The organism is Rathayibacter sp. AY1D1, assembly GCF_002932635.1.
In the GTDB taxonomy this organism is placed as follows: domain Bacteria; phylum Actinomycetota; class Actinomycetes; order Actinomycetales; family Microbacteriaceae; genus Rathayibacter.
Genome location: NZ_PSVY01000001.1, coordinates 14,228 through 35,036, shown reverse-complemented (window position 1 = coordinate 35,036; position 20,809 = coordinate 14,228). Strand labels below are relative to the sequence as shown.

Below are 20,809 nucleotides of genomic sequence, written 5' to 3'. Positions count from 1 at the left end.
GCGCCTGGGCCGCAATCCGACCAGCGCCTTCAGGCGCCGTCGGGGCGGAAGCCTTTGTAGAGCGTGAGCGCGAGGGCGGTGCGGTCGCGGAGGCCGAGCTTGCGCAGCAGCGCCGAGACGTGGTTCTTCACGGTGCCCTCGGCGAGCACGAGGGCGGCCGCGATCTCCCTGTTGTTCCGCCCTTCGGCCACCAGCTCGGCGACCACCCGCTCGCTCCGCGTGAGCAGCGTCAGCGGGCTCTCGCCGGTGCGACCCGGCTGGACGGCCGGCCGGGCGACGCGCGGATCGATCACCATCCCGCCGGCGATCACCGCGTCGAGGGCCACGACGAGACCCTCCACCGAGGTGTCCTTCAGGAGGAATCCGGAAGCGCCGGCCGAGAGGGCCGCCTGCACGAGCGCGTCGTCGTCGAAGGTCGTCAGAAGGAGGACGGGCAGACGCGGATGGAGCTGCGCACACTCGGCGGCGAGCTCCACGCCGCCCATGACCGGCATCCGCGCGTCGGTGACGACGACGTCCACCTCCGTCGTGCGCAGAATGTGCAGAGCAGCCTGTCCGTTCTCGGCCTGGGCCGAGACCACGACACCCTCGACCGTCGAGAGGAGCATGACCAGCCCACGGCGGATCATCTGCTGGTCCTCCACCAGCAGCACTCGCCTCGGTGTCGTCTCCGTCACGAGGCGCGGCTCTCCCGTTCCCCGTCGGCGCCTCCGAGAGGGATCGAGAGGCGCAGGAGGAACCGGTCGCCGATGCGCCGCGCCGTCAACCGACCTCCGCGAGCCGTCGCGCGATCGTCGAGGCCGCGCAGCCCGAACCCCAGCACAGGCTCGCCGTCGCTGATCCCGTTGCTCCTTCCCGCGCCGATGTCGCTGAGCAGCGAGAGCTCGAGCCGGACGTCGTCCGTCTCGATATCGATGCGGACTCTGCGGGCAGCGCCGTGCCGCAGAGCGTTCGTCAGCCCTTCCTGCACGCCTCGGTAGACGACGAGCGCGGTCTCATCGTCGCTGGTGAGCACACGGTCCGACGCCTCGTCGCCGACCACATCCACGGTCACGCCCGTGCCGCGGAAGGACTCCGCGATCAACTCCAGCGCAGCCAGGCCGCGGGCGCCCGCGTCCCGGAAGGGACTGAGCGCTCGTACCCACATCCGCATGTCCGCGAGAGCCTCGCTCGACGTGGATCGGGCCGTGCGGACCTCGGCCCACGCCTGCTCGGCATCGGCGGAGCGCAGGCGATCAGCGAGCTCGAGACTCATCGAGACGAGGGTCAGCTTGTACCCGAGGCCGTCGTGGAGCTCGCGTGCGCTCCGGGCGCGCTCGTCCGACAGCAGCAGCTCCTTCTCCGTCTCGGAGGCGCGATGCAACCGCCTGATCACACGCTGGTCGGCGGATCGCTCGCTCTCGAAGCCGCGAAGAGAGAGTCCCAGGGCGATCCCGAAGCACATCAGCACGGCCACGGGCACCACGTTGAGCAGACCGTCGAGCACTCCGGAGAGCAGCGCCCTCCCCGAGCCGACGGCGCCCCCGACATGGAGGGCCAGTCCGACGGAGGCGATCCAGATCATCGCGTGCGCCCCTGCGCGGAGCGAGACGTCGACCACCGCGAACGCCACGACGAGGAGGAGGACCGGGATCGTGAAATCGAGCCGGCCGAAGACGACGACCGGCGTCGCCGCGACGATGGACACCGTCGTCACGGCGACCCCGTGTCCCGCTCGGATCAGTCGGGGCCGGACGGCCCAGAGCCCGGCGATCACAGGCACCAGCGCGAGCCATGTGACCGCGACCGCTGCACCCGTGCCTCTCTGCGCGGAGTCCACGACGCCCAGGATCCCTGCCAGGACGAGGCAGCACAGGGCGATCGCCTGAAGTGCGATGACGGTCCTGTCCACGGTGCTCGACAGGGACGGCGCGACCGCGACCCGCTCGTGTCCTGCCGCTGACGGCGCGGAGATCTCCGCCGCCGTCTCCGGAGTTGAGCCCATGTCGACAACTGTAGCTCCGACTCCGGGATGCCGACCCGTGACCGCAGTCACGCCCTCACCGTGACTCCGGTCATCCTCATCCGTGACTTCGGCGGGAGGTGGTCGACTGCGGACCTTCCTAGCCTCGAAGTCAGCGCCGGGAGCCGCATCCCGCGCCGCGAGACAAGTCGGACAGGAAAGGGAAGCGATGCCGCTCGACCTCGAATATCTCCGGTACTGCCGCCCGGGCAACCCGTTCTACGCGGTCGCCGAGGAGGGGGACGACATCGATGGCGACGCCTTCGACGTCGCGTCCTTCGCTCCGGAGGACTGGCAGGTGAGGGAGTCGCGGCCGTGGCGGAACTGGATGCCGGACGGTTGCCTCCTCCCTCGTCAGGGATGGAAGCTCCACCTCTCGTCGACACTCGATGACGCGGAGAAGGTCCTCGCCGCTGCTGCACGCTACTGCTTCGCCTCCCGACTGCCTTTCAAGCATCTCTCGACCACCTCTCACCTTCTGATGCAGAACGGCAAGTACGCCGATCGAGCGGGAGCTGGGAAGTTCATCACCGTGTATCCCGGTTCGGACGACGAGTTCGCCCGAGCGCTGGAGGACCTCGACGTCCGTCTTCGCGGGTTCAGAGGCCCGTACGTACTGTCCGACCGGCGGTGGAAGTCCGGGCCTGTGCACTTCCGTTACGGCGCCTTCGTCCCGTCCGAGACGGAGAGCGGCTTCGTCTCGACGGTGCTCGACCCGGACGGGAACGAGGTGGAGGACGTCCGGCGGCCGACGTTCACACCTCCCCCGTGGGCTTCACTACCGGAGTCCGTCACTGTCGGGGCGGAGAACGAGGAAGAGGTCGCCTTCGGCTTCACGATGCTCTCAGCGCTGCACTTCTCGAACGGTGGTGGTGTCTATCTCGCTGAAGCGACGACCGACGAATTCGTGCCGATCGGGACGATCGTGGTCCTCAAGGAGGCGCGCCCGCACGCCGGGTTGGACGCCGACGGAGTCGACGCCGTGACTCGCCTGGCTCATGAGGAGGAGGTGCTCGTCGATCTGCAGTCCCTGGACTGCGTACCCGTCTTCTACGGATCCTTCACGGCCTGGGAGCACCGATACCTGGTCATGGAGTACATCGAGGGGAACGATCTGAAGCGCGAATGGATGACGAGGACTCCGCTGCTCCGACCAGCACCGTGGCGCGTCGGTGACCCTGCGTACACCTCCTGGCTGACCACGACCGTCGCTCGCCTCGACGCCGCTCTCGCCTCCGTGCACCGCGCAGGATGGCTGCTCGGCGACATCCACCCGAAGAACGTCATCATGCGGAACGGCACGCACCCGTGCTTCCTCGACTTCGAGTTCGCGCATCGAATGGATCCGGAGTGGCGTTGTCGCCAGGGAGCGCCCGGCTACGAGCCCCTGGAAGGCCTGAAGGGGACGGAAGCGGACGAGTGGTCGCTCGGCATCCTCGAACTCGATCTCCTCTTCCCCCAAGCGACGATCGCCGACCAGGGCAACGTCGCGAAGATCGAGCAGCTCCTCCGAGCAGCCGCAGACGATCTCGCGGTTCCGCCCGCCGTGCTGCGGTCGATCAGGACCTCCACCCTCGACGTACTCCCCGCCTCCGGTCAGAGGTCGATCGACGAAGACGTCGGTCGACTCGCCGCCCTCTCGGACGACCAGCTGCGCGGCCAGATCGCCCGCGGTGTCGCATCGGTGCTTCAGTGGACGGACGACTCGCCGGTCGTTCCCGGAGACATCCCTGTCCTCGCCCGCGACAGCGCGGACCACCGTGCCGGATTCCCCTACGGCGCGGCTGGAGTCGTCGCTGTCTTAGGACGATCCGGAGATGTCGACCTCGAGGCCGCCGATCACTGGCTCGCCGCTCACGTGGCCCAGGTGCGGTCGCGTGGTCTCTGCGGACTCGAGGGAATTCGCTACGCGGCTCGCCAGGCAGGACTCGCGCGCACACTCGAGGTGCTCGACCGCAGGCCCTCGGCCGCCCCTTCAGGTCCGACGCTGTGGTCGGGGTGGGCCGGTGCAGGGCTCGCCGAGCTCGCAGACGGAGGGGACCCGTCGGAGGCGGCCCACCATCTCACCACGCTGCTCGATGAGGACGTCCGAGGAGCCTCCGTCGGCCTCCTGCACGGATGGTCTGCGGCCGCGATCCTGTTCGCCCGACTCCACGAAGCCACTGGCGACGACTTGTACATCACGCTCGCGATACGAGCCGTCGACGCCGATCTGGCGCGCTGTGCGAACACCCGGAACAACACTCTCGAGTTCGATGAAGGATGGAGGACTCTTCCTTACCTGGGGATCGGCTCGACCGGGCCCGGCCTGGCGATCCTGGAGCTGCGGCGGGTCACGGGCGAGGAGCTCTTCGCCGATCCCCTCGCGTCCATCGACGCCGCCGCGTCCTACCAGCAGTGCGCGCAGGCCTCACTCGCCCACGGTCTGTCCGGATTCCTCGTCTACCTCCGCCGCCGCGTACTGCACCGCCCGAGCGCGAAACTCGAGGAGGTCCTCCGCTCGCACGTCCGGTCGCTGCGCCTGCACGCCGTGCTCGACGACACCGGCGTCTTCTTCCGCGGCAACCAGAACCTCCGACTCTCGTCGGACTACCTGACCGGCTCGCTCGGAGTGCTCGCAGCGCTCGACGAGCTCGAGACCGGACGCTCCGCCCTGCCGTTCGGACTCTGACCGAGTCGGCCCGAGACGAGGAGAGGAGGTGATCACATGAACCGGATCCTCGATTTCCAGACCCTCGAAGGTGAGGCCGACGCGCACGACGCCGCGCGCGTCAGCACCTTCAGCGTCATCTCGCCGTGCCCGGGCTGGCCCAGCTCTATCACGTGGGGCAACTGCTGATAGTCGCTACCGGGCGCCCGCGATCCAGCATGACGTGGATCGCGGGCGTCTCACGAGTAAGACGTCCCCACCTTCGTCGAGGAGAAACGCTCATGATCCCCACCCTCCAGGCTCGAGCCGTCGAGCAGGTCATCACCGTAGGCCGGCAGCGGACGACCGTCCTGCGGGGCTGCGACATCGATCTGGAAGGGGGCGGGCTCACCGCTGTCGTCGGCCGCTCCGGCTCCGGCAAGTCCTCTCTCCTGATGTGCCTCAGCGGACTGGACCGGCCGACGTCCGGCGTCGTCGAGGTCAACGGCCGGGACGTGAACAGGCTGTCAGCGGCCGATCGCGCTCGCATGCTCCGCGCCCAGATCGGGTTCGTGTTCCAGCAGTACAACCTCGTGCCCTTCCTCGATGTCGAGGAGAACATCGCGCTCCCCTTCAGGCTCGACCGATCACCCGTGCCGCACGACCTGATCGGTGGACTCGTGGAATCGTTCGGCCTGCGCGACCGGCGCCGTGCGCCGGCGCGAACGCTCTCGGGAGGTGAGCAGCAGAGGACCGCTCTCTGCCGCGCCCTTGCACGGCGGCCCGGCATCGTCTTCGCCGACGAGCCGACCGGCGCCCTCGACTCGCAGAGCTCGCGGGTCGTCCTGTCGACTCTGAGGACGATGGCGGACGAGGGCCAGATGATCGTGATGGTCACGCACGATCTCGACGCCGCAGCCCTCGCGGACACGGTCGTGGTGATGCACGATGGTCGGACCGTGCGGACGACCGGACGCTGCACCAGCCATGAGCTGCTGAGCATCCTCGAAGAGGCCGGGGCCTGACTCGTGTCCCGTTACGTCGTACGCCTGTTCGCCGACGAGTGGCGCCGATGGTCTCCCGCGATCGCTGTGGTCGCCCTGATGGCGACGCTGATCGGGTTGTGCGTTCAGCAGTTCGCCTCGACCGGCGACCCCGCATTCACCGCCGCTGTCACGGAGGCCGGCGTCGCGCTCGGGGAGTTCCGGATCCTCTCGATCACGATCTACACTGTCGTGGCGCTCGTCGGCTGGGTCGCCCTGACGATCGTCGGCCGAGCGAGCGTTCTGGCCACAGGACGCACGCACGCGCTCTGGCTCCTGCTGGGCGCCTCCCGAGCCCAGGTGTTCGTCGTCACTCTCCTCGTGCTCGGCATCGTGAGTCTCCTCGGCGCCGGCATCGGAGCGCTCCTCTCGACACTGCTGGCGTTCTGGGCGGTTCCCGCATTCAACGGTGCCGTCTCGTCCGAGGTCGATCTTCCGAGCTTCTCGCTCGCGCCCTGGGCTCCGGTGGTCACGCTGGCGCTCGGCACGCTCACCGCTCTGGCGGGCGGAGTCCTGCCCGCGCGCCGCGCCGCCCGCACGCCGCCGAGCGCCGCGCTGCGTGAAGTCAGGAGCGGTCGACCGGGTACGGCGATGCGCGCGGTGCGGATCGGCTGCGGCATCGCCCTCCTCCTCATCGCCTCCGGCCTTGTCACGGCATCCGCCTCTGCTCGAGAACTCGGAGCGACCGGACCGGCGCCGATGTTCAACCTGGCCGTCGACGTAGGAGGCAGCGTCCTCGTGGCCGTCTACCTCCTCTGCCCGGAGGTGATCGCGCTCGTCTTCCGGGCTCTGCACGCGCTCTCCGCCCGATCGGGTCTCGTCGTCGCGGCTCTCGGAATCCGCGCGGCAGCAGCCCGGGTGCAGGTCAGCACCGCCACGATCGCGCCGCTCACGGCAGGGCTGGGGGCGATCGCCGTGCTCCTGTGCGCGGTGGAGTCCGCCGTCGCCATGACGACGGCGGTCCGGCCCGGGACCCGCGCCGATCTCACCGATGTTCTGACGATCGTCGCAGTCGTAGCCGTGTCGATGCTCGCCACCAGCGCCACTGTCGTCGCTCTCTCTGCGCAGAACCGCGAGCGCGAGATCGCCCTGCTCCAGGCAGCGGGCCTGCAGCGCCGACAGATCATCGGGCTCGTCGTCTCCGAGAGCCTCGCGATGTCCCTCGCCGCTTCCACAGCAGCTGCCGCACCCGTCGCCGCCACCGGCGCGGTCTGCTGGCTCGTCAGTCGCGCAGCACTGGGCGAAGGGAAAGTGATCTGGCCGGTCCCGAGCGTCGTTCTCGGCCTCATCGGCTCGTGGATCGTGCTCTCGCTGATCCTCCTGATTCCCGCGCAGGCTCGGCTTCGCCGTCCCCCTGGACCGAGGTTGCGTGAGCAGGGTGTCTGACGTGATCACGGGTCGCGACGCACTGCCGCCTCGGGTTTCTGCGATCGCCGGACGGCTGCGACATCTCGCAGCTCTGCAGCCGTCGAGCGCAGCCGCGGAGCCGACAGGCCCCCGGCAGGTGCTCCTCCGGGATCCCGACGGGCGCCCCGTGCAGCACACCCTCGTCATCGCACCGCAGGAGTCTCTGGTGCTCTCGCCGGGCGCCGCCGCTTTCGCACTTGTGAGCGATCAGGACGGTGATGAGCATCACCGCATCCGCGTCGCCGTCGCGACCAGGAGCGGAGCCGTCGAGATCGTTCAGGACGAGCGCCCCGTCTCCCCGCGCATCCGATCGTTCTCGGACGGATTCCTCTGGATAAGGCGGAACGACGCGGGTCGGCCCTGGCAGGCGGTCTGGTGGCATCGCAGCCTGACGACTCCCCACGTGCTGCTCGAAGAGCCCGATCAGGCTCGGAGGCTCGATCTGCGCAGCGTCGCCGGGGCGATCGCCGTACTCGCATCGAGAGGGGCGCGCGACTCCCGGTACTGGGTGCTGACCGGAGAGGAGAGCAGTCCCCCGACGTGCCGTCGCCTCGACCTCGGCACGGAGAACGCGGATGTCTCCGCCTGCAGGGGCGGCCTCGCGGTCCTGTATCGACGGCACGGAGTCGTCCGGATGACCGGCTCGACGCGTCCTCTCGAGGTTCCCGTTCCGAAGGCCCTTCAGGCGGAGCACCTGCAGGAGGCCCAGGGTGAGCTCTTCGTACTCGGACGGTCGTCCGGCAGGAGAGCGGTGTGGCTGCCCGGCGGCGGGGCAGACGCGCTCTGGCTCGCGCCGGCGGCCGGGACCCTTGTTCCCGCCGTCGATCCGATCACCCGCCACCCGATCATGCTCGTCTCCTCCCCTGCTCACCGCGCCCACTGCGTCACCCCTGTACCGGGTAAGGCACTCGCCACCGAGGTCACAGAACGGATGAAGGTCACGTCACTCACTGCGCCGAGCCGGGACGGCACCCTCGTCCCGCTCACCCTGATGACTCCTGACGGCGCCGACAGCTGTCCCGTCGTCGTCCACGTCTACGGCGCCTACGGCATCAGCCTCGAGGGGCCGTTCGATCCCTTCACGGACGACCTCCTCGCGCGCGGAGCCGCGATCGCCTACTGCCATTTCCGCGGGGGCGGAGAGAACGGCCCGGAGTGGCATCGGCAGGCGACCGGCCTCGGCCGCGAGCGCCCGATCGAGGACCTCCTCGCCTGCCTGGCGTTGCTTCGTGAGCTTCCAGGGATCGACTCGCACCGGCTCCTTCTCACCGCGGCGAGCGCGGGCGCGCTGGTCGCTGCGACGGTCTGCCTCCGTCGCCCCGCAGAACTCCGTGGCCTCCACCTCGTGCATCCCTTCCTCGATCCCGTCGGCGCGCTCGATGATCGCTCCGCAGCCGCGGCGGCGTCCGACCGTGAGGAGTTCGGTGACCCTGACTGGATCCTCGCGAGCGGGCTCTCTCCACTCGCGACGATCGCCACAATGGTGGGGCGGAGCCGACCGCTTCCGGGCGCGTGGATTCGAGCCGGTCTCCGCGATGCCCGAGTCGACGCGTCGGCGATCGCGGAATTCGCAAGCGCCTACCGGGCAGTGGCTGAGCGCGACGATCCCGCGCACGTCGTCCTCCGTGCGACCTCGGGCGGTCACCTCAGCGGACTGACGCCCGAGGAGTCCCACCAGGAGAACGTCCTCGCTCACGCCTGGACGCTCGACCTCCTCGGCCTGGCCTGACCCGTCGAGCGCAAGGACGAGGGCGATCGTTCCGGCGGGAGCCGATCTCGTCCAGGCGAGAACTGCCCTACGGCGTCACTGGCCGGCACCCGACACCCCGCCCGCCGAGCCGTGCGGCATCGCCACGCACCGCCACAACGAGAACCCGGTGACCGCGGAGGCGTGCTCTCCCGACTCCGTCGCCGCCGGCCCCCACTCCTGCAGCTGTATGCATCCGTCCGCCACCACGGCCTTCCGCACCGACTCGGTCGGTGGCGCCGAGTTCTTCAGAACCAGCAGAGGCGTGCGTCCTGCCGCGATCATCCCGGCGACGTCCTGCTCGGTGAAGACCCGCGCCTGGCCGGAGTAGCCGCCGTCGGTGAGCACGCTCGCGCCGGTCGCCGTGATGATCGGCGCCGAGATCGCCCAGGAGTCGGTGAGGAACAGGGGCGCTCCGTCCACCCCGCCGCCGGCGGCACGAGCAGCGGCGACCAGTGCGGTCTCGTCGGCGGTCATCGAGTCGTGCCCGCCGACCGCGTCCGGCGACGAGACCGCGAACGGAGCCGAGGTCTCGGCCCTCTGCGGGAAGCGCAGGCCGACGAGCGCGTCCCCGCCCGACCCGTCGAGGGACGCGTCGAGCACCTGGAGGCTGAACGCGATCGGCCCTGCCAGGATCACGACGGCCGCTGCGAGCGCGATCGAACGATGCCGGGCCGCGCCTCTGCTCGCCGCCGCACCGCCCCTACTCCACCGGGCCGCCACCGCGACCACGACGAGCCCTGCTCCGGCGAGCGCCGCGAACGGCAGGCCCAGCACCGCGGGCAGCTGCCCGCCCACGGCGAGCACCGCGCTCCACGCCGTCTGCGCGACGAGGATGAGCGGCAGCACCAGCCGCGCGACGACCCGGGTCGACGCGAGCAGCCGCACCGCTTCCGCCCAGCCCAGCGCCGCGAGGAGCGCCAGCTGCACTCCGATCGCCGCGACGTACGCCATGTGCGGCACCGTCGCCACCGAGAGCACGCCCGCCGCTGTCACCAGCCACACCGCGAGGCAGACCAGGAGGGCGAAGGCACCGCGGGCACCTCCCCGCCTCCCCCGCCGCGGCCACCAGCGCACGGCGCCGAGCACCAGCCCGGCGAGCGCCGCGGGATACAGCCAGCCGACCTGCGTCGCGTACTGCGCCAGCAGCAGCTTGGCCGGCGAAGACCCCGCTGCTCCGCCCATCGTCGCCACGTGGGCGGAAGCGACGACGGCGCCGGGCACCGCTCCCGGGATCAGCCGGTCGAGCCCGTTGAACCCGAACACCATCGCGAAGACGTCGTTCCCCGTCGACCCGTCGATGTAGGGCCGGTCCCCTGCCGGCACCGCCTGCATCGCGACCATCCACGCCACCGAGGCGCCCACCGCGACGGCCAGGAGCCCGCCCGCCCAGGCGAGCGCTCGGCGCCACCCGCGCACCCCGACGAGAGTCGCCACTACGAGGGCGGGCAGGACGAACCAGGCCTGCATCATCTTCGCCTGGAAGCCGATCCCGATGAACGCTCCGGCCAACAGGAGAGGCCACCACCGCTCCGTCAGCACCGCGCGCTGCCACCACATCAGCGCGACGGCGAGCGCTGCCGTCAGCAGGCCGTCCTCCATCGGGTGCCCGAACATCGACACGAAGATCGGCGTGCTCGCCGCCGCGGCCGCCGCGACCAGCCCGAGCCCCCGGCCGCCCCATCGGAGCCCGACGACCGAGCACGCCGCGACGGTGATCAGCCCCTCGAGCAGCTGCGGCAGCGCGATCGACGACGTCGACATCCCGAACAGGCGGATGCTCAGCGCCTGCGGCACCGCGAACCCCGCCAGCTTGTCCAGCGTCACCGTGGCGGCGGGATCGAAGGCTCCGAACGCCAGCGCGTGCCACGACTCCGACATCGACCGTGCCGCCGCCTCGTAGAAGACGGCGTCCCCGCCCCGGGCGAGATTCCACCCGGTGAGCACCGCCGACCCGATCAGGATCGCCAGGAGGGTGAGCCGCGCCCACCAGGGTTCCCGCCACCAGCGGGCGAGCGGAGCGGAGTCGGTCACGTCCACCGACGCTAGGGAGCCGGCCTGCTGCCGCCCTTGCGGGCGGTCGGGGAGACGCCGTGCAGGCCGCTCCGGCCTCTCAGTCCGGACGCCGCCGGCACGGCCGACGACCAGGAAGGGTGCCGCGCCGCCCCGGTCACCCTCCAGGGTGCGGACATGCCCCGCTCCATGGCCGACCTCTCCTTCCGCCGCGCCCAGTGGGAGCAGCGCTACGCACCGCACGTGGCTCCCGTGAACCGCTGGGTCGACGAGCTGCGGAACCCCTACGGACGCGGCTGGCTGCCCTACGTCGCGCCCCTGCACGGCGGAATGGAGGCGCGCGTCCTCAGCGTCCTCCGCGATCCCGGCCCCGCCACTCAGGACGGCATCGGAAGCGGCTTCCTCTGCACCGAGAACGACGACCCGACGGCGGAGCTCATGGCCGGGCTGATGGACGAGGTGGGCCTCGCCCCCGTCGACCTGCTGCCGTGGAACGCCTACCCCTGGTACATCAACCAGGCGCCGAACGCCGAGCAGCTCGACGCCGGCGTCGAGACCGTCCTGCATCTGCTCGCGCTCGCCCCCGACGTCGAGGTGGTCCTCCTTCAGGGCGGCGACGCCGATCACGGCTGGCGGCGCCTCCTCAGGCGGCACCCGGCGATCGAGCGCGAGCGCGGCCTCACGGTGATCCGCACCTTCCATCCGTCCCGACAGGCGCTCTGGGCACGGGATCCCGCCGAGCGGGAGGCGCGCTCCGCTCGACGTCGCGAGGCCTTCGCCGAGGTCGCCGCAGCGCTCCGGTGAGCGGTCCGCAGCGTCACGACGAGGCCCGGAAACGACGGAAGCCCTGACGACGACCAGTGGTCTCATCAGGGCTTTCCGTCGACTTTGTACGACGCTACTCAAACATCCGCTACACACAGATCACAACGCGAGAGCTGCAGAATCTTGCGGGTCGAGCAGGGCGTCACCCTCGAAGAGGAACGCGCTCAGTCCGGAACGTGGAGGTCCGGCTCGGTGAAGCAGCCATGAATGAGCTTGTCGAGTTGAACAACAACGGCGCCCAGTCGACAGAGCTCATGCTCCAGTACGGCCTGTCCAAGAGCTCGGTGCTGAGCATCCTTCGCAAGCACGGAGGCCAGCTCCGGCGAAAGGGACTGACGACAGACCAGGAAGCCTTGGCCCTTCGGCTCCGAGAGCAAGGCCTGTCATATCGGCGGATCGCCGAGCGCCTCGGCGCAGCGAAGAGCACGGTACAACTCTGGCTCAAGCAGCAACAGGCCCGCCCGCAGTCAGTCGGATGACGACAACCAACGGAGGCGGCGTGAGAGTTTCGGAATACTTCCTCCTGTGTCTGACTCAGCCATCACTGGAGTTCCTCGACGTTCACATCGACGCCGACACGAGAGTCTTCGTCGATCCGCACGCGTTCCGGTTCCTAAAAACGGACTGGGCAATCGAGAGCGTGGCCCTCCTCGAAAATTTTTACGACCGCCTCCTCGAAGCAGTGCGCCGACGGGACAGGGTGGCGGCCACAGCACTGCTGCAATACTCCGGGGAGTCTAACGAAGCGCATCTTGGACTTTCCTCGCACGAGTCGCGTGGGAGCGGCGTCGGTACCGGGCTTGCCGACGACCTTTACGATGCCCTTGTAGGTAGTCGCGCGGTACTAACCGGCACCGCAGAGGATCTCAAAGAGACGGCTCTCTTCGTCCCGGGCATTTTGCATGACCGAATATCGGACATGACAAACAACGTCGTCCGCAGTCAATTGATTGAATTTACACAAGAGACTTCTCGTCGGCACAGGATACCACTCACTGCAAGCGTCGCATCAGGTCCAATGTGAGATAGAACCACTCATGCATGGACAAGCAACTTTCAGGAAATGCCTGTCGCGAACTCCACAAAGTTACTATTGATTTCACGCGCAGCCGTTTGGAAAACGCCCACGTTCGATCCGGATGACTACCTAAGGAATTTCGTGCTTGACTATATGCAAGCGCGAGAGCTCGCCAACCCAAATTCGAGGCTCGTTCAGCATCGTTCCCCAACCGGGAAATACAAAGGTGCTCCCTTTGTCACGAAGAAGTCGATCCTCGAAGCAAATTCCGGCACCGCAAAAGAGCTGAATATGAGCGTAACGGAAGAAGAAGCCGAAGTCTTTCACAAGTACCGGGAGGCGGCGGGCAAGAAGTCGGAGCCGCTTAGTCACGCCGCGATCGCACCTGTAGCGGGTACGCCATTGCCCGACTGGGACGACCTTTTGCAGAAGGTGCTGGATGTTTCGCGTGGGTCTGCCGGATGAGTTAGACGACGAGGATCTGAAGTGCTAGTAGAGGCCCTCAAAAGCGGTGAGGCGACTCTTCTCAAGTACTTGCGAGAGCGCTTCTTACAACTGACGTTGCCCTTATCGACTCCGCTCGATGTGGTCAAGATGCGAGGCAGAAATAAGGCAATGTCAAAACCCTCCCTCGGTGTTCAGTAGATGGCCGACTCTATTCGGCTGGCTGCATACCTCAGCATAATTTCGCTGAGCGCAAGCTGACCGATGCGCATTGTCGCCACGTCACGTCTGAGAACCCCGCGGAGCGACTCGACGGTGTGCTCTACCACATCCTGCTTGCGTTCGCTGCCCGAAACATCGATGATCGAAACTGCCGCTACCGTCCCGGATGTTTGCCTTCTCGTCTTGTAGCGGATCCCGACGACGACGGCCGGATCCGCGTGGGCTCCGAAGACCCACCGTGAGTGGACGACCGCATTGCGATCAGCGCGTCCTGCCTCGCTTCTTCGTTCAAACTGCTCGACCTTCCTGACCCCGCTCGTTTCCTCGTTAGGAAGATGGTCGAAGCGGTCTTGCAGATACTCGATTTGACCATTCACGGCTACAAGTCGTCCCAGTATCTGGAAGAAGTCAGGCTGCACGGTGTTGCCGAACGCATCGAGCGGCAGCCCGAACGCATCGACATCAACGTCGTGCCCCGTCGCCGACGCCCGCCTCGGGCTCTCCGCTTCAGTACCCATGCATTGATTGTGACCCAAGATCGCGCCCCCGCCCAGTGACGCGTTCGCCTGATGCGGCCAGCACACTGCGTACCGGGCGGAGACGTAGTCGGAGAAGGGTGCGCAAGACTGCGCTACCCGACGGAGCGGATCATCGCGAGGTTGGCGGCAAGGCTACAAACTGGCAGCAGGCGTTCGGAACTAGCTTGATTACAGGTGTTGTCATTTCGGGGGTCTTCGATCGATTCGCGCCAACTTCGGCACGAGATCAGGGGCTCGCGCACCGTTGCTGGGCTGCGGGACACTTGTATTCAGTGAGCGACGTCGGAGCGCTCAGCAAGAGCGAACGAGGGAGACGACGTGGCGTTAGTCCGGACTGCTACAGCGCGCCTGGGCAGGCCCACCCTGGCGAGCTGTTTCACGGTCTTCCGCGGCGCCCGCGAGGTGCGTCGGTGAACATGCTCAACGACGACACCGAGGTCGTGACCTGATGTGGATCACCGGCGAGGTCCAGCTGCCTGACGAGATCCTCGATGCTCATGAGCGCGGCGAGCTCGTGTTCTTCGTCGGCGCGGGAGCTTCGCTGGGCAAGCCTTCAAACCTTCCCCTGTTTGACAGCCTCGCGAAGAAGCTTGCTCGACTGGCGTCGCACCCGTTCTCGAAGCGCGGCGGACTGGACTTTTTCATCGGACAGCTGGAGTCTCTGGCCCAGGGATTTGACGCGCATGCCCACGCACACACCCTCATTTCCAATCCGAAGTCGAGATTCAATCCGCTCCATAGTGCGGTCGTCGACCTCGCGGGAATCGGAGGAGCGTTCCGCGTGGTGACCACCAATTACGACGATCACCTTGCGTCGGCTGCCGGCGGCGGTTCGATCACGGTCCCGGCCACCTGGTATGCCCCGGCGTTGCCACTCGGGCATGACTTCGCTGGGCTCGTGCATCTGCATGGTTCGGTACGGCGCCCGAAGGAGGAGATGATCCTCACTGACCGGGACTTCGGCCATGCATACATCACTGATGCGTGGGCAGCGCGGTTCCTGCTCCCCATGTTCGATCGGTTCACGGTGGTTTTCATCGGCTACAGCCACGACGACGTGATCATGCGGTACCTCGCGCTTGGGCTACCGTCGAGCGGCATGGGCGTGGCCTCTAAGCGGTTCGCGTTCACGAGCGACCCGACGAACAGCAAGTGGGGCTACCTAGGGATCCGGCCGATCGCTTACCCGGTGGTCGGGCGCGACCACCAAGCGCTGGTGGCGGCCCTTACCGCGTGGGCCGACCGCTCCAAAATGGCGCAGACTGACCACCAGTCGCGCGTGCAAGCGATCATCGCCGGCGGAACCCAACTGCCACTACCCGACCGCGACTACCTCCATACTCGTCTCCGGACTACTGACGGCGCCCGCGACTTCGCGATAGCGACCGAATCACTACCCAACGAAGCCAAACTCGAATGGCTGACCTGGCTGGAGGATCTCCCTGAGTTCAGAACCCTGTTCTCGCCGCTGGACGTGTCCGACGCGACAGCAATCCTAGGCAACTGGTTCGCAAGGACCTTCATCGAGTCGACGACGCTGAACGGCGCAGCCCTCCAAACCGTGCAGCGACTCGGGCAGTCGATGACCGCTTCGCTCTACCGGACCGCCACCTGGCTCGCCAACGACCTAAGCAAGCAAGACGCGTCTGCTGGAGAACGGTGGCAGGCACTCCTCGCCACCTCGATATATGGACAGTCGGCGCCGCTAGGAACCGATCTCCTCATGCCGTTCCTTCCCGATGCGACGGCAGCCAGCTTTGCGGTGCTTCGGACAGCTCTGCGGCCGTTCCTCAAGCTGGAGCGGCGCTGGTTCGTCGACGATTCCGCAGAGCGCACGACCCAGCCCGATGCGAAGGCCACCTGGAACGCGGAGGACTACGCGCTGACCCAACACATCCTGCTCGTCGTGCAGGAATCCAGCCCTGGAGATCGCTCCCTCGGCGGTATCCTGGAGGACTCCATCATCGCGGCCTACGACCTGCTTGATGCCTATCAGGGCGAGCAAGGCTGGGACCCGCTGACGCATCACCGATCCGCGATCGAGCCTCACCCCCAGGACGAATTTCGGGAGCCGCTCGATGCAGTCATCGACGGCCTCCGGGAATACGGGATCAAGGCGCTGCCCGTCTGGCCGGACCTGCCAGATCGATGGTGGAGCCTCGACCGAGCACTCATGCAACGCCTGGCCCTGCATCTGGTAGCCAACGACCCGGAACTGAGCGCGGACGATAAACTCTCGTGGCTCCTTGATCGCACCGGGCTCTATGCAGACGACCTGAAGCACGAGACCTATCAGGTACTCGCCGCCGCGGTCGGTACCGCGGCGCCGCCGCTCAAGCAGCGGGTCTTGGACGCCGCGGCCGCTGGACCCGACTACCCCGAAGAGATTCCCGATCGCGACCGCCACTTCGCGTATGCGAAGTACAACTTGCTCGCATGGCTAACGCAGGCCGACCCCGACTGGGCAGAGGCCCAAACCGCGTTCGACGCGGCCCAAGCTGAAAACCCCGGCTTCGGGGTGCGAGAGCATCCCGACTTCGACGGCTGGATGACAAGCGGATCCTGGGGCGGCACGCCGCCCATAGACATCGAGGAGTTCATTCAGGCGCTCGATCAGAACGTGAGTGCTGCACTCGATGACCTGCTGTCCCGCGACTACTCCGAACGCCACTTCGATCAGCCCGACTGGGGAGATGCGCTCGGGCTTGTGCGACTGGCCGCTGAGCGAGGCCCGGACCTTGGTGTGCAGCTCTGGGACGCCGTCCTGGGTCGCGACGACCTTCACGAAAAGCAAGTCGCCCTATGGCGCGCGATCGCGGAAGGCTGGGGGAAAGCCGAGCTAGGAGATTCGGGCCTCGGGGCTGTCCAGCGCCTCGGCGCACTGCTGACGGACAAGGACTCCGCCTATGCGATCGGACGTTTTCTGCTTGATCAGATTCGACAGCAGATCGACGCAGATGAGTCGCCGGTGCTCGCGCCCATGCGCGAGTTGGCGCGATCACTCTGGCGAGAGCAGGGAGCAGGGTTCACGCACCGAGAAGACTCGACCCCCCTGTCGTTCGCGCCGCTGTACATGAACTCGTGGCCCGGCTTCCTGGCCCAGTACTGGGGCAGTGAGGTCGATCGTCGCTGGCGCCACTCACGTGAGGATTGGGCTGGACTCAGCGCCGAGGAGTCGGAGGCGCTCGCCGCGCTGCTGAACGGCAACGAGGATGCACTGGACGCTACTCAGCCCGCGATGGCCGGAGAGCTGTTCTTCTACTTCGCCGCAGACGCCGACTTCGCGGCGGCGCACCTGCTTCCGCTCTTCAACGACCCACAGCGACACGCCTTTGGCTGGTACCCGTTCCTGCACCATCCGAGGTGGAATGACCGGATCCTCGCAGCCGGCCTGTTCGACAGCGTGGTCGCCGAGCTCGGCCGTCTCGACGAGCTGCCAGACCAAAACCTGCATCAAGTCTTCCTAGGGTTCGTGACCTCCGTTGTGTCCTACGCGGGCATCACGAGCACCGACCGGAGGCACCTGCTTGACCAGACAGTGGTCGCGTCAAACGGCTCACACGCCGCTGGCTTTGCCGAAGCAGTCGCCCGCTTCGTCCGTGAAGACGGCGTCCACGGCGCAGAGGTGTGGCGCCGGTGGCTCGGAAAGCATCTGGAACGCCGCCTCAACGGGCAGCCGCGTGTCGCATCCGCCGAGGAACTTGCGCGCTGGGCGGACGCCGTCCCCGCCCTGGGTGAGTTCGTCCCTGCCGCCGCGACGCTTCTCGGCGGGCACGGCATCGGTCTGGGCGAGCGGTTCTACAATCGGGAGTTGCCGGATGGCGTCCTCGCCGCCTACGGACATGAGCTCGTTGCTTACTTTGCCGAGCGCGTTCGGAGCACGACCAACTCTGACCACATGGTGAGGTACCGCGTGCGCAAACTGGTCGAGACGATACGAGCAGCGGTCGACGACGCCGTTGCCCAGCCACTAGTCGAAGCGGCGAGGGAGATGAGTTTCCTCGATGCTGCCGACTGAAGATAAGGGGTACGCGGTGGGGAACGAAGAAATAGAGCCTGTCGAGATTCGAGCCGTGTCCGAGCAGCGGTTCAACGCTCACGTGGTCTGGGCGCGCGGACCTGGAGGGTTGCCGCCGATTAAAGAGGTTGAGTGGCTGGAGATCGAGCCCGCGCGAGTCTTCGGGACGATCTTTCTGGACCTCACCGACAAGGACCTGCACAGCGCCGTCATGGCTCCGGACCTCGCTGGCAGGTACCGCGGCGTGGACATCCTTCAGGATCACGCGGACATCCGTGCGGCCGTAAAGCGGACTGCGGCGAGCATGGCTCGTGTTCACAACGACTACGACAACGAGCGAGCACAGGGCGATGAGAAGCCTTCGGTGGACTTCTTTGCGAAGGTGGCAAAGGAGAGCAAGCTGCACGAACGTTTCAAGTACCTTCGTGACAGCCCGAGTGCCATCGCGGCGAGGCGGCTGATCGAGGTTGCGATGCGTTGGTATGAGAACCAGGACGGCTCCTACATCGAGCAATTTCAGACGACCGGCTTCGATGCGCGGGTCTGGGAACTCTACTTGTGGGCCGTCCTGAGGGAGGCGGGCCACCGGGTAGAGCAGCCCAAGCCTGCGCCTGACTTCTTGGCACGAGGAATCGTGGGCGACTTCTATGTGGAGGCAACCACCTCGAACCCTCCCCCTGCCAATCAGGTAGTCCCGCTCCCCACGACCGAGGAGGACATCTTCGAGTACGTGCACAACTACCTGCCGACTCGGTTCTCGGGTCGGCTGTGGGAGAAGCTGAATGACAAGGGGTACTGGACCCGCGAGGGCTTGGATCTGGCTATCCCGTTCGTCATCGCGATCCAGGACTTCCACCATCCTCTCTCTATGACTTGGAGCCAATCGGCCCTCTACGAGTACCTGTACGGTGTGCGCATCGAAGACGTGGAGAGCGAGGGCAAGATGCAGAGAGTTGAAGCGCCGGTTGCTCAGATCAAATGGGGTACGAAGGAGTTCCCTTCGGGCTTTTTCAAGTTGCCCGACTCGGAGCACGTCAGCGCTGTCGCATTCAACGCGGCTGGAACACTGACCAAGTTCAACCGCATGGGCATCGCAGCGGGCATGGGCGATCCGAGTGTGGCGGTGAAGCACGAGGGGCGACGCTTCTCGAATGACAACACGGGTGTTGAGGAAGCCTTCTCGCAGATAGTGACTCCCGGTTACGAGGAAGACTGGATCGACGGCTTCACCGTCTTCCACAATCCGAATGCGCTCAATCCGCTTCCCTTCGAGGCGTTCCCAGGAGCCGCACACGTCTTGGAAGAGGATGGGTTGCGCAAGCAGGTCTTCCCCGCCGGTCACCTCGTGTCGAGCACGACGGACACCGTGTCGCACTACTGAGGCTGTCCGTAAACCATCGTTTAAGGCGCGCACGATCCTGCTCGAAGCGAGTTGATCCTGAACGCGCCCAAGCCAGTACTGGAGCGTCTGACAGCGGACCGCGGGCCTGACGAAAGGCTGCTGTGCGGCCCCTGCGTCGGCGTCCTCACCACAGCGGGCGTGCGGGACGCGACCAAGTGGGACGATCTCGTCACCAAGCTCGGCCCTCACTGACTCGACGCGGGCTCCGGCGCACCGGCGCGACCTGGATGGGCCGACGCAGGCACCCCCCTGCACGTGCCGCAACGCATCGTCGGGCACAAATCCATCGAGACCACCCGGGGGACCTGCACACAGATAGCCGGCACCTCGGCTCCGCAGCCGAACAAGCCAACGCATTCCTCGACGCCCAAGAATCGGTAGGTGCCCTCCCGGGTCTGCGGCGGGATGCGGCCCTCACCGCACCGCTGATCTCTGTCGAGATCCCCGAACGGGGCGTCGGTGTTCCGGCCGTGTCCCGGCGCTTGGCAACTGCCCGCTTTTCGACATCATCACCCAACGGGACCCAGTCCGCGAAGGTCCCCGTGACCCCTAGGACGGGAACGACAAAACCCAGGTGAGAGAGGCTCTCACCTGGGCTTTTCAGTCGGGCTGACAGGATTTGAACCTGCGACCCCTTGACCCCCAGTCAAGTGCGCTACCAAGCTGCGCCACAGCCCGTGGCAGACCGGGCCGAGGCCCGGGCAACTCGACTACCTTAGCGGATGCCGACGCCGGAAGTGAAAACGAGCGGGCCCCGTAGACTCGCTGCGCGGAACGCGTCGGCACGGGTCGACGCGCCGTCGGCAGCTCGGGAGGCGTCAGCAGTGGATGCGCGGCAGAAGCGATCACAGGTGGCCCTGCACCGGGCCATCATCGAACTCGCGACCGGCCGCGACGTCGCCACCCTCACCGTCTCGGAGATCACGGATCTCGCCGGCGTGAACCGCTCCACCTTCTACGCCCACGCCTCCTCCGCCGCAGAACTGCTCTGCGCCGCCCTGCGGGACGAGCTCGACGCGATCCGCGAGGGCTACCTCCAGCAGCTCCGGAGCGGCGCCGCGACCGACGCGAGCATCCGCGAGGGCACCTCGCGCGTCCTCGGCCACCTGGACGGTCACCGCGACCTCTACCTCCGCGCCTTCGACGCCCCCGGCGGCGACTCGGGCCTCCGCGCGATGCTCGCGGGGCACTTCCGCACCGCCGTCTCCGCGACGCTCGACACCGGGATCCTCGACGTCCCGGCCGCGGACGCACCGCTCGGGTTCCTCGAGGACGCGACGGCCTCATTCCTCGCGGCGGGCTCCGTCGGCCTGATGGAGCAGTGGCTCCGCCTGCCCGCGCCCCGCGATCCCGGCAGCTACCTCGCCGCCTACCGACGGCTCCTGCCGCCGTGGTGGCCCTTCGCCACCGGCGACTGACCGGCCTCCCGGCCCTGCCGACGCCCGCTCGGAGAGACGACCGCCCGGTTCGAGGGAGGCCTGTGGGCCTTCGGCAGCACCG

The 20,809-nt window shown here is 67.3% G+C and carries 16 protein-coding genes and 1 tRNA gene; 12 read left to right on the top strand and 5 right to left on the bottom strand.

Annotated features, from left to right (window positions below; genetic code table 11):
• Window positions 1-29: 29 nt before the first annotated feature.
• Together C5C56_RS00140 and C5C56_RS00135 are read right to left on the bottom strand one after the other, a co-directional pair.
• Entirely contained in the window at window positions 30-644 is a 615-nt protein-coding gene (locus tag C5C56_RS00140) for a response regulator transcription factor (RefSeq protein ID WP_258063291.1), read from the bottom strand.
• Window positions 645-673: 29 nt separating this feature from the next.
• Window positions 674-1,984 carry a sensor histidine kinase gene (locus C5C56_RS00135; RefSeq protein ID WP_104222531.1) on the bottom strand — a complete coding sequence of 437 codons (1,311 nt, stop codon included), beginning with the start codon at window positions 1,982-1,984 and terminating at the stop codon, window positions 674-676.
• Window positions 1,985-2,171: 187 nt separating this feature from the next.
• On the opposite strand from C5C56_RS00135, the gene lanKC reads away from it, so the two are divergent.
• The 5 genes from lanKC to C5C56_RS00115 all read left to right on the top strand — a co-directional run bounded on the left by lanKC (window position 2,172) and on the right by C5C56_RS00115 (window position 8,810).
• Window positions 2,172-4,673: a class III lanthionine synthetase LanKC gene (gene lanKC / locus C5C56_RS00130; RefSeq protein WP_104318940.1), complete on the top strand. Its 2,502-nt coding sequence runs from the start codon at window positions 2,172-2,174 to the stop codon at window positions 4,671-4,673.
• A 36-nt stretch (window positions 4,674-4,709) separates the two neighbouring features.
• The gene (locus tag C5C56_RS18210; protein WP_258059251.1) at window positions 4,710-4,841 is read left to right on the top strand and encodes a hypothetical protein; all 132 of its coding nucleotides are present in this window, start codon (window positions 4,710-4,712) and stop codon (window positions 4,839-4,841) included.
• Window positions 4,842-4,933: 92 nt separating this feature from the next.
• Window positions 4,934-5,656 (top strand): ABC transporter ATP-binding protein, encoded by a 723-nt coding sequence (locus C5C56_RS00125; RefSeq protein WP_104225415.1) that lies wholly within the window; start codon window positions 4,934-4,936, stop codon window positions 5,654-5,656.
• A 3-nt stretch (window positions 5,657-5,659) separates the two neighbouring features.
• Window positions 5,660-7,060, top strand: a complete 1,401-nt coding sequence (locus C5C56_RS00120; protein WP_104318939.1) for an FtsX-like permease family protein — start codon at window positions 5,660-5,662, stop codon at window positions 7,058-7,060.
• A gap of 148 nt (window positions 7,061-7,208) precedes the next feature.
• A complete protein-coding gene (locus tag C5C56_RS00115) occupies window positions 7,209-8,810 on the top strand; it encodes a prolyl oligopeptidase family serine peptidase (protein ID WP_146086432.1) in 1,602 nt (533 codons plus the stop codon).
• Window positions 8,811-8,885: 75 nt separating this feature from the next.
• Here C5C56_RS00115 and C5C56_RS00110 read toward each other — a convergent pair whose 3' ends face one another.
• Window positions 8,886-10,862 (bottom strand): glycosyltransferase family 39 protein, encoded by a 1,977-nt coding sequence (locus C5C56_RS00110; protein ID WP_104319012.1) that lies wholly within the window; start codon window positions 10,860-10,862, stop codon window positions 8,886-8,888.
• Window positions 10,863-11,018: 156 nt separating this feature from the next.
• Between C5C56_RS00110 and C5C56_RS00105 the strand changes: the two genes are divergently transcribed.
• The 4 genes from C5C56_RS00105 to C5C56_RS17430 all read left to right on the top strand — a co-directional run bounded on the left by C5C56_RS00105 (window position 11,019) and on the right by C5C56_RS17430 (window position 13,149).
• Complete coding sequence (locus C5C56_RS00105; RefSeq protein ID WP_104318937.1) at window positions 11,019-11,645, top strand: uracil-DNA glycosylase; 627 nt, start codon at window positions 11,019-11,021, stop codon at window positions 11,643-11,645.
• 224 nt (window positions 11,646-11,869) lie between these two features.
• On the top strand, window positions 11,870-12,145 hold the full coding sequence (locus C5C56_RS00100) for a helix-turn-helix domain-containing protein (RefSeq protein ID WP_146086431.1): 276 nt from the start codon (window positions 11,870-11,872) through the stop codon (window positions 12,143-12,145).
• Window positions 12,142-12,690 (top strand): hypothetical protein, encoded by a 549-nt coding sequence (locus C5C56_RS17435; RefSeq protein ID WP_146086430.1) that lies wholly within the window; start codon window positions 12,142-12,144, stop codon window positions 12,688-12,690. The genes C5C56_RS00100 and C5C56_RS17435 overlap by 4 nt, the downstream gene beginning before the upstream one ends.
• A gap of 39 nt (window positions 12,691-12,729) precedes the next feature.
• Entirely contained in the window at window positions 12,730-13,149 is a 420-nt protein-coding gene (locus tag C5C56_RS17430; RefSeq protein ID WP_146086429.1) for a hypothetical protein, read from the top strand.
• 173 nt (window positions 13,150-13,322) lie between these two features.
• Here C5C56_RS17430 and C5C56_RS17425 read toward each other — a convergent pair whose 3' ends face one another.
• Complete coding sequence (locus C5C56_RS17425; protein ID WP_146086428.1) at window positions 13,323-13,868, bottom strand: hypothetical protein; 546 nt, start codon at window positions 13,866-13,868, stop codon at window positions 13,323-13,325.
• 469 nt (window positions 13,869-14,337) lie between these two features.
• Between C5C56_RS17425 and C5C56_RS00090 the strand changes: the two genes are divergently transcribed.
• Together C5C56_RS00090 and C5C56_RS00085 are read left to right on the top strand one after the other, a co-directional pair.
• On the top strand, window positions 14,338-17,907 hold the full coding sequence (locus C5C56_RS00090; protein ID WP_104318934.1) for an SIR2 family protein: 3,570 nt from the start codon (window positions 14,338-14,340) through the stop codon (window positions 17,905-17,907).
• 16 nt (window positions 17,908-17,923) lie between these two features.
• The gene (locus tag C5C56_RS00085) at window positions 17,924-19,288 is read left to right on the top strand and encodes a hypothetical protein (protein ID WP_146086427.1); all 1,365 of its coding nucleotides are present in this window, start codon (window positions 17,924-17,926) and stop codon (window positions 19,286-19,288) included.
• A 625-nt stretch (window positions 19,289-19,913) separates the two neighbouring features.
• On the opposite strand, the gene C5C56_RS00080 is transcribed toward C5C56_RS00085, so the two are convergent.
• Window positions 19,914-19,987 (bottom strand) — tRNA-Pro (locus tag C5C56_RS00080).
• 173 nt (window positions 19,988-20,160) lie between these two features.
• On the opposite strand from C5C56_RS00080, the gene C5C56_RS00075 reads away from it, so the two are divergent.
• On the top strand, window positions 20,161-20,727 hold the full coding sequence (locus tag C5C56_RS00075) for a TetR/AcrR family transcriptional regulator (protein ID WP_104318932.1): 567 nt from the start codon (window positions 20,161-20,163) through the stop codon (window positions 20,725-20,727).
• Window positions 20,728-20,809 lie beyond the last annotated feature (82 nt).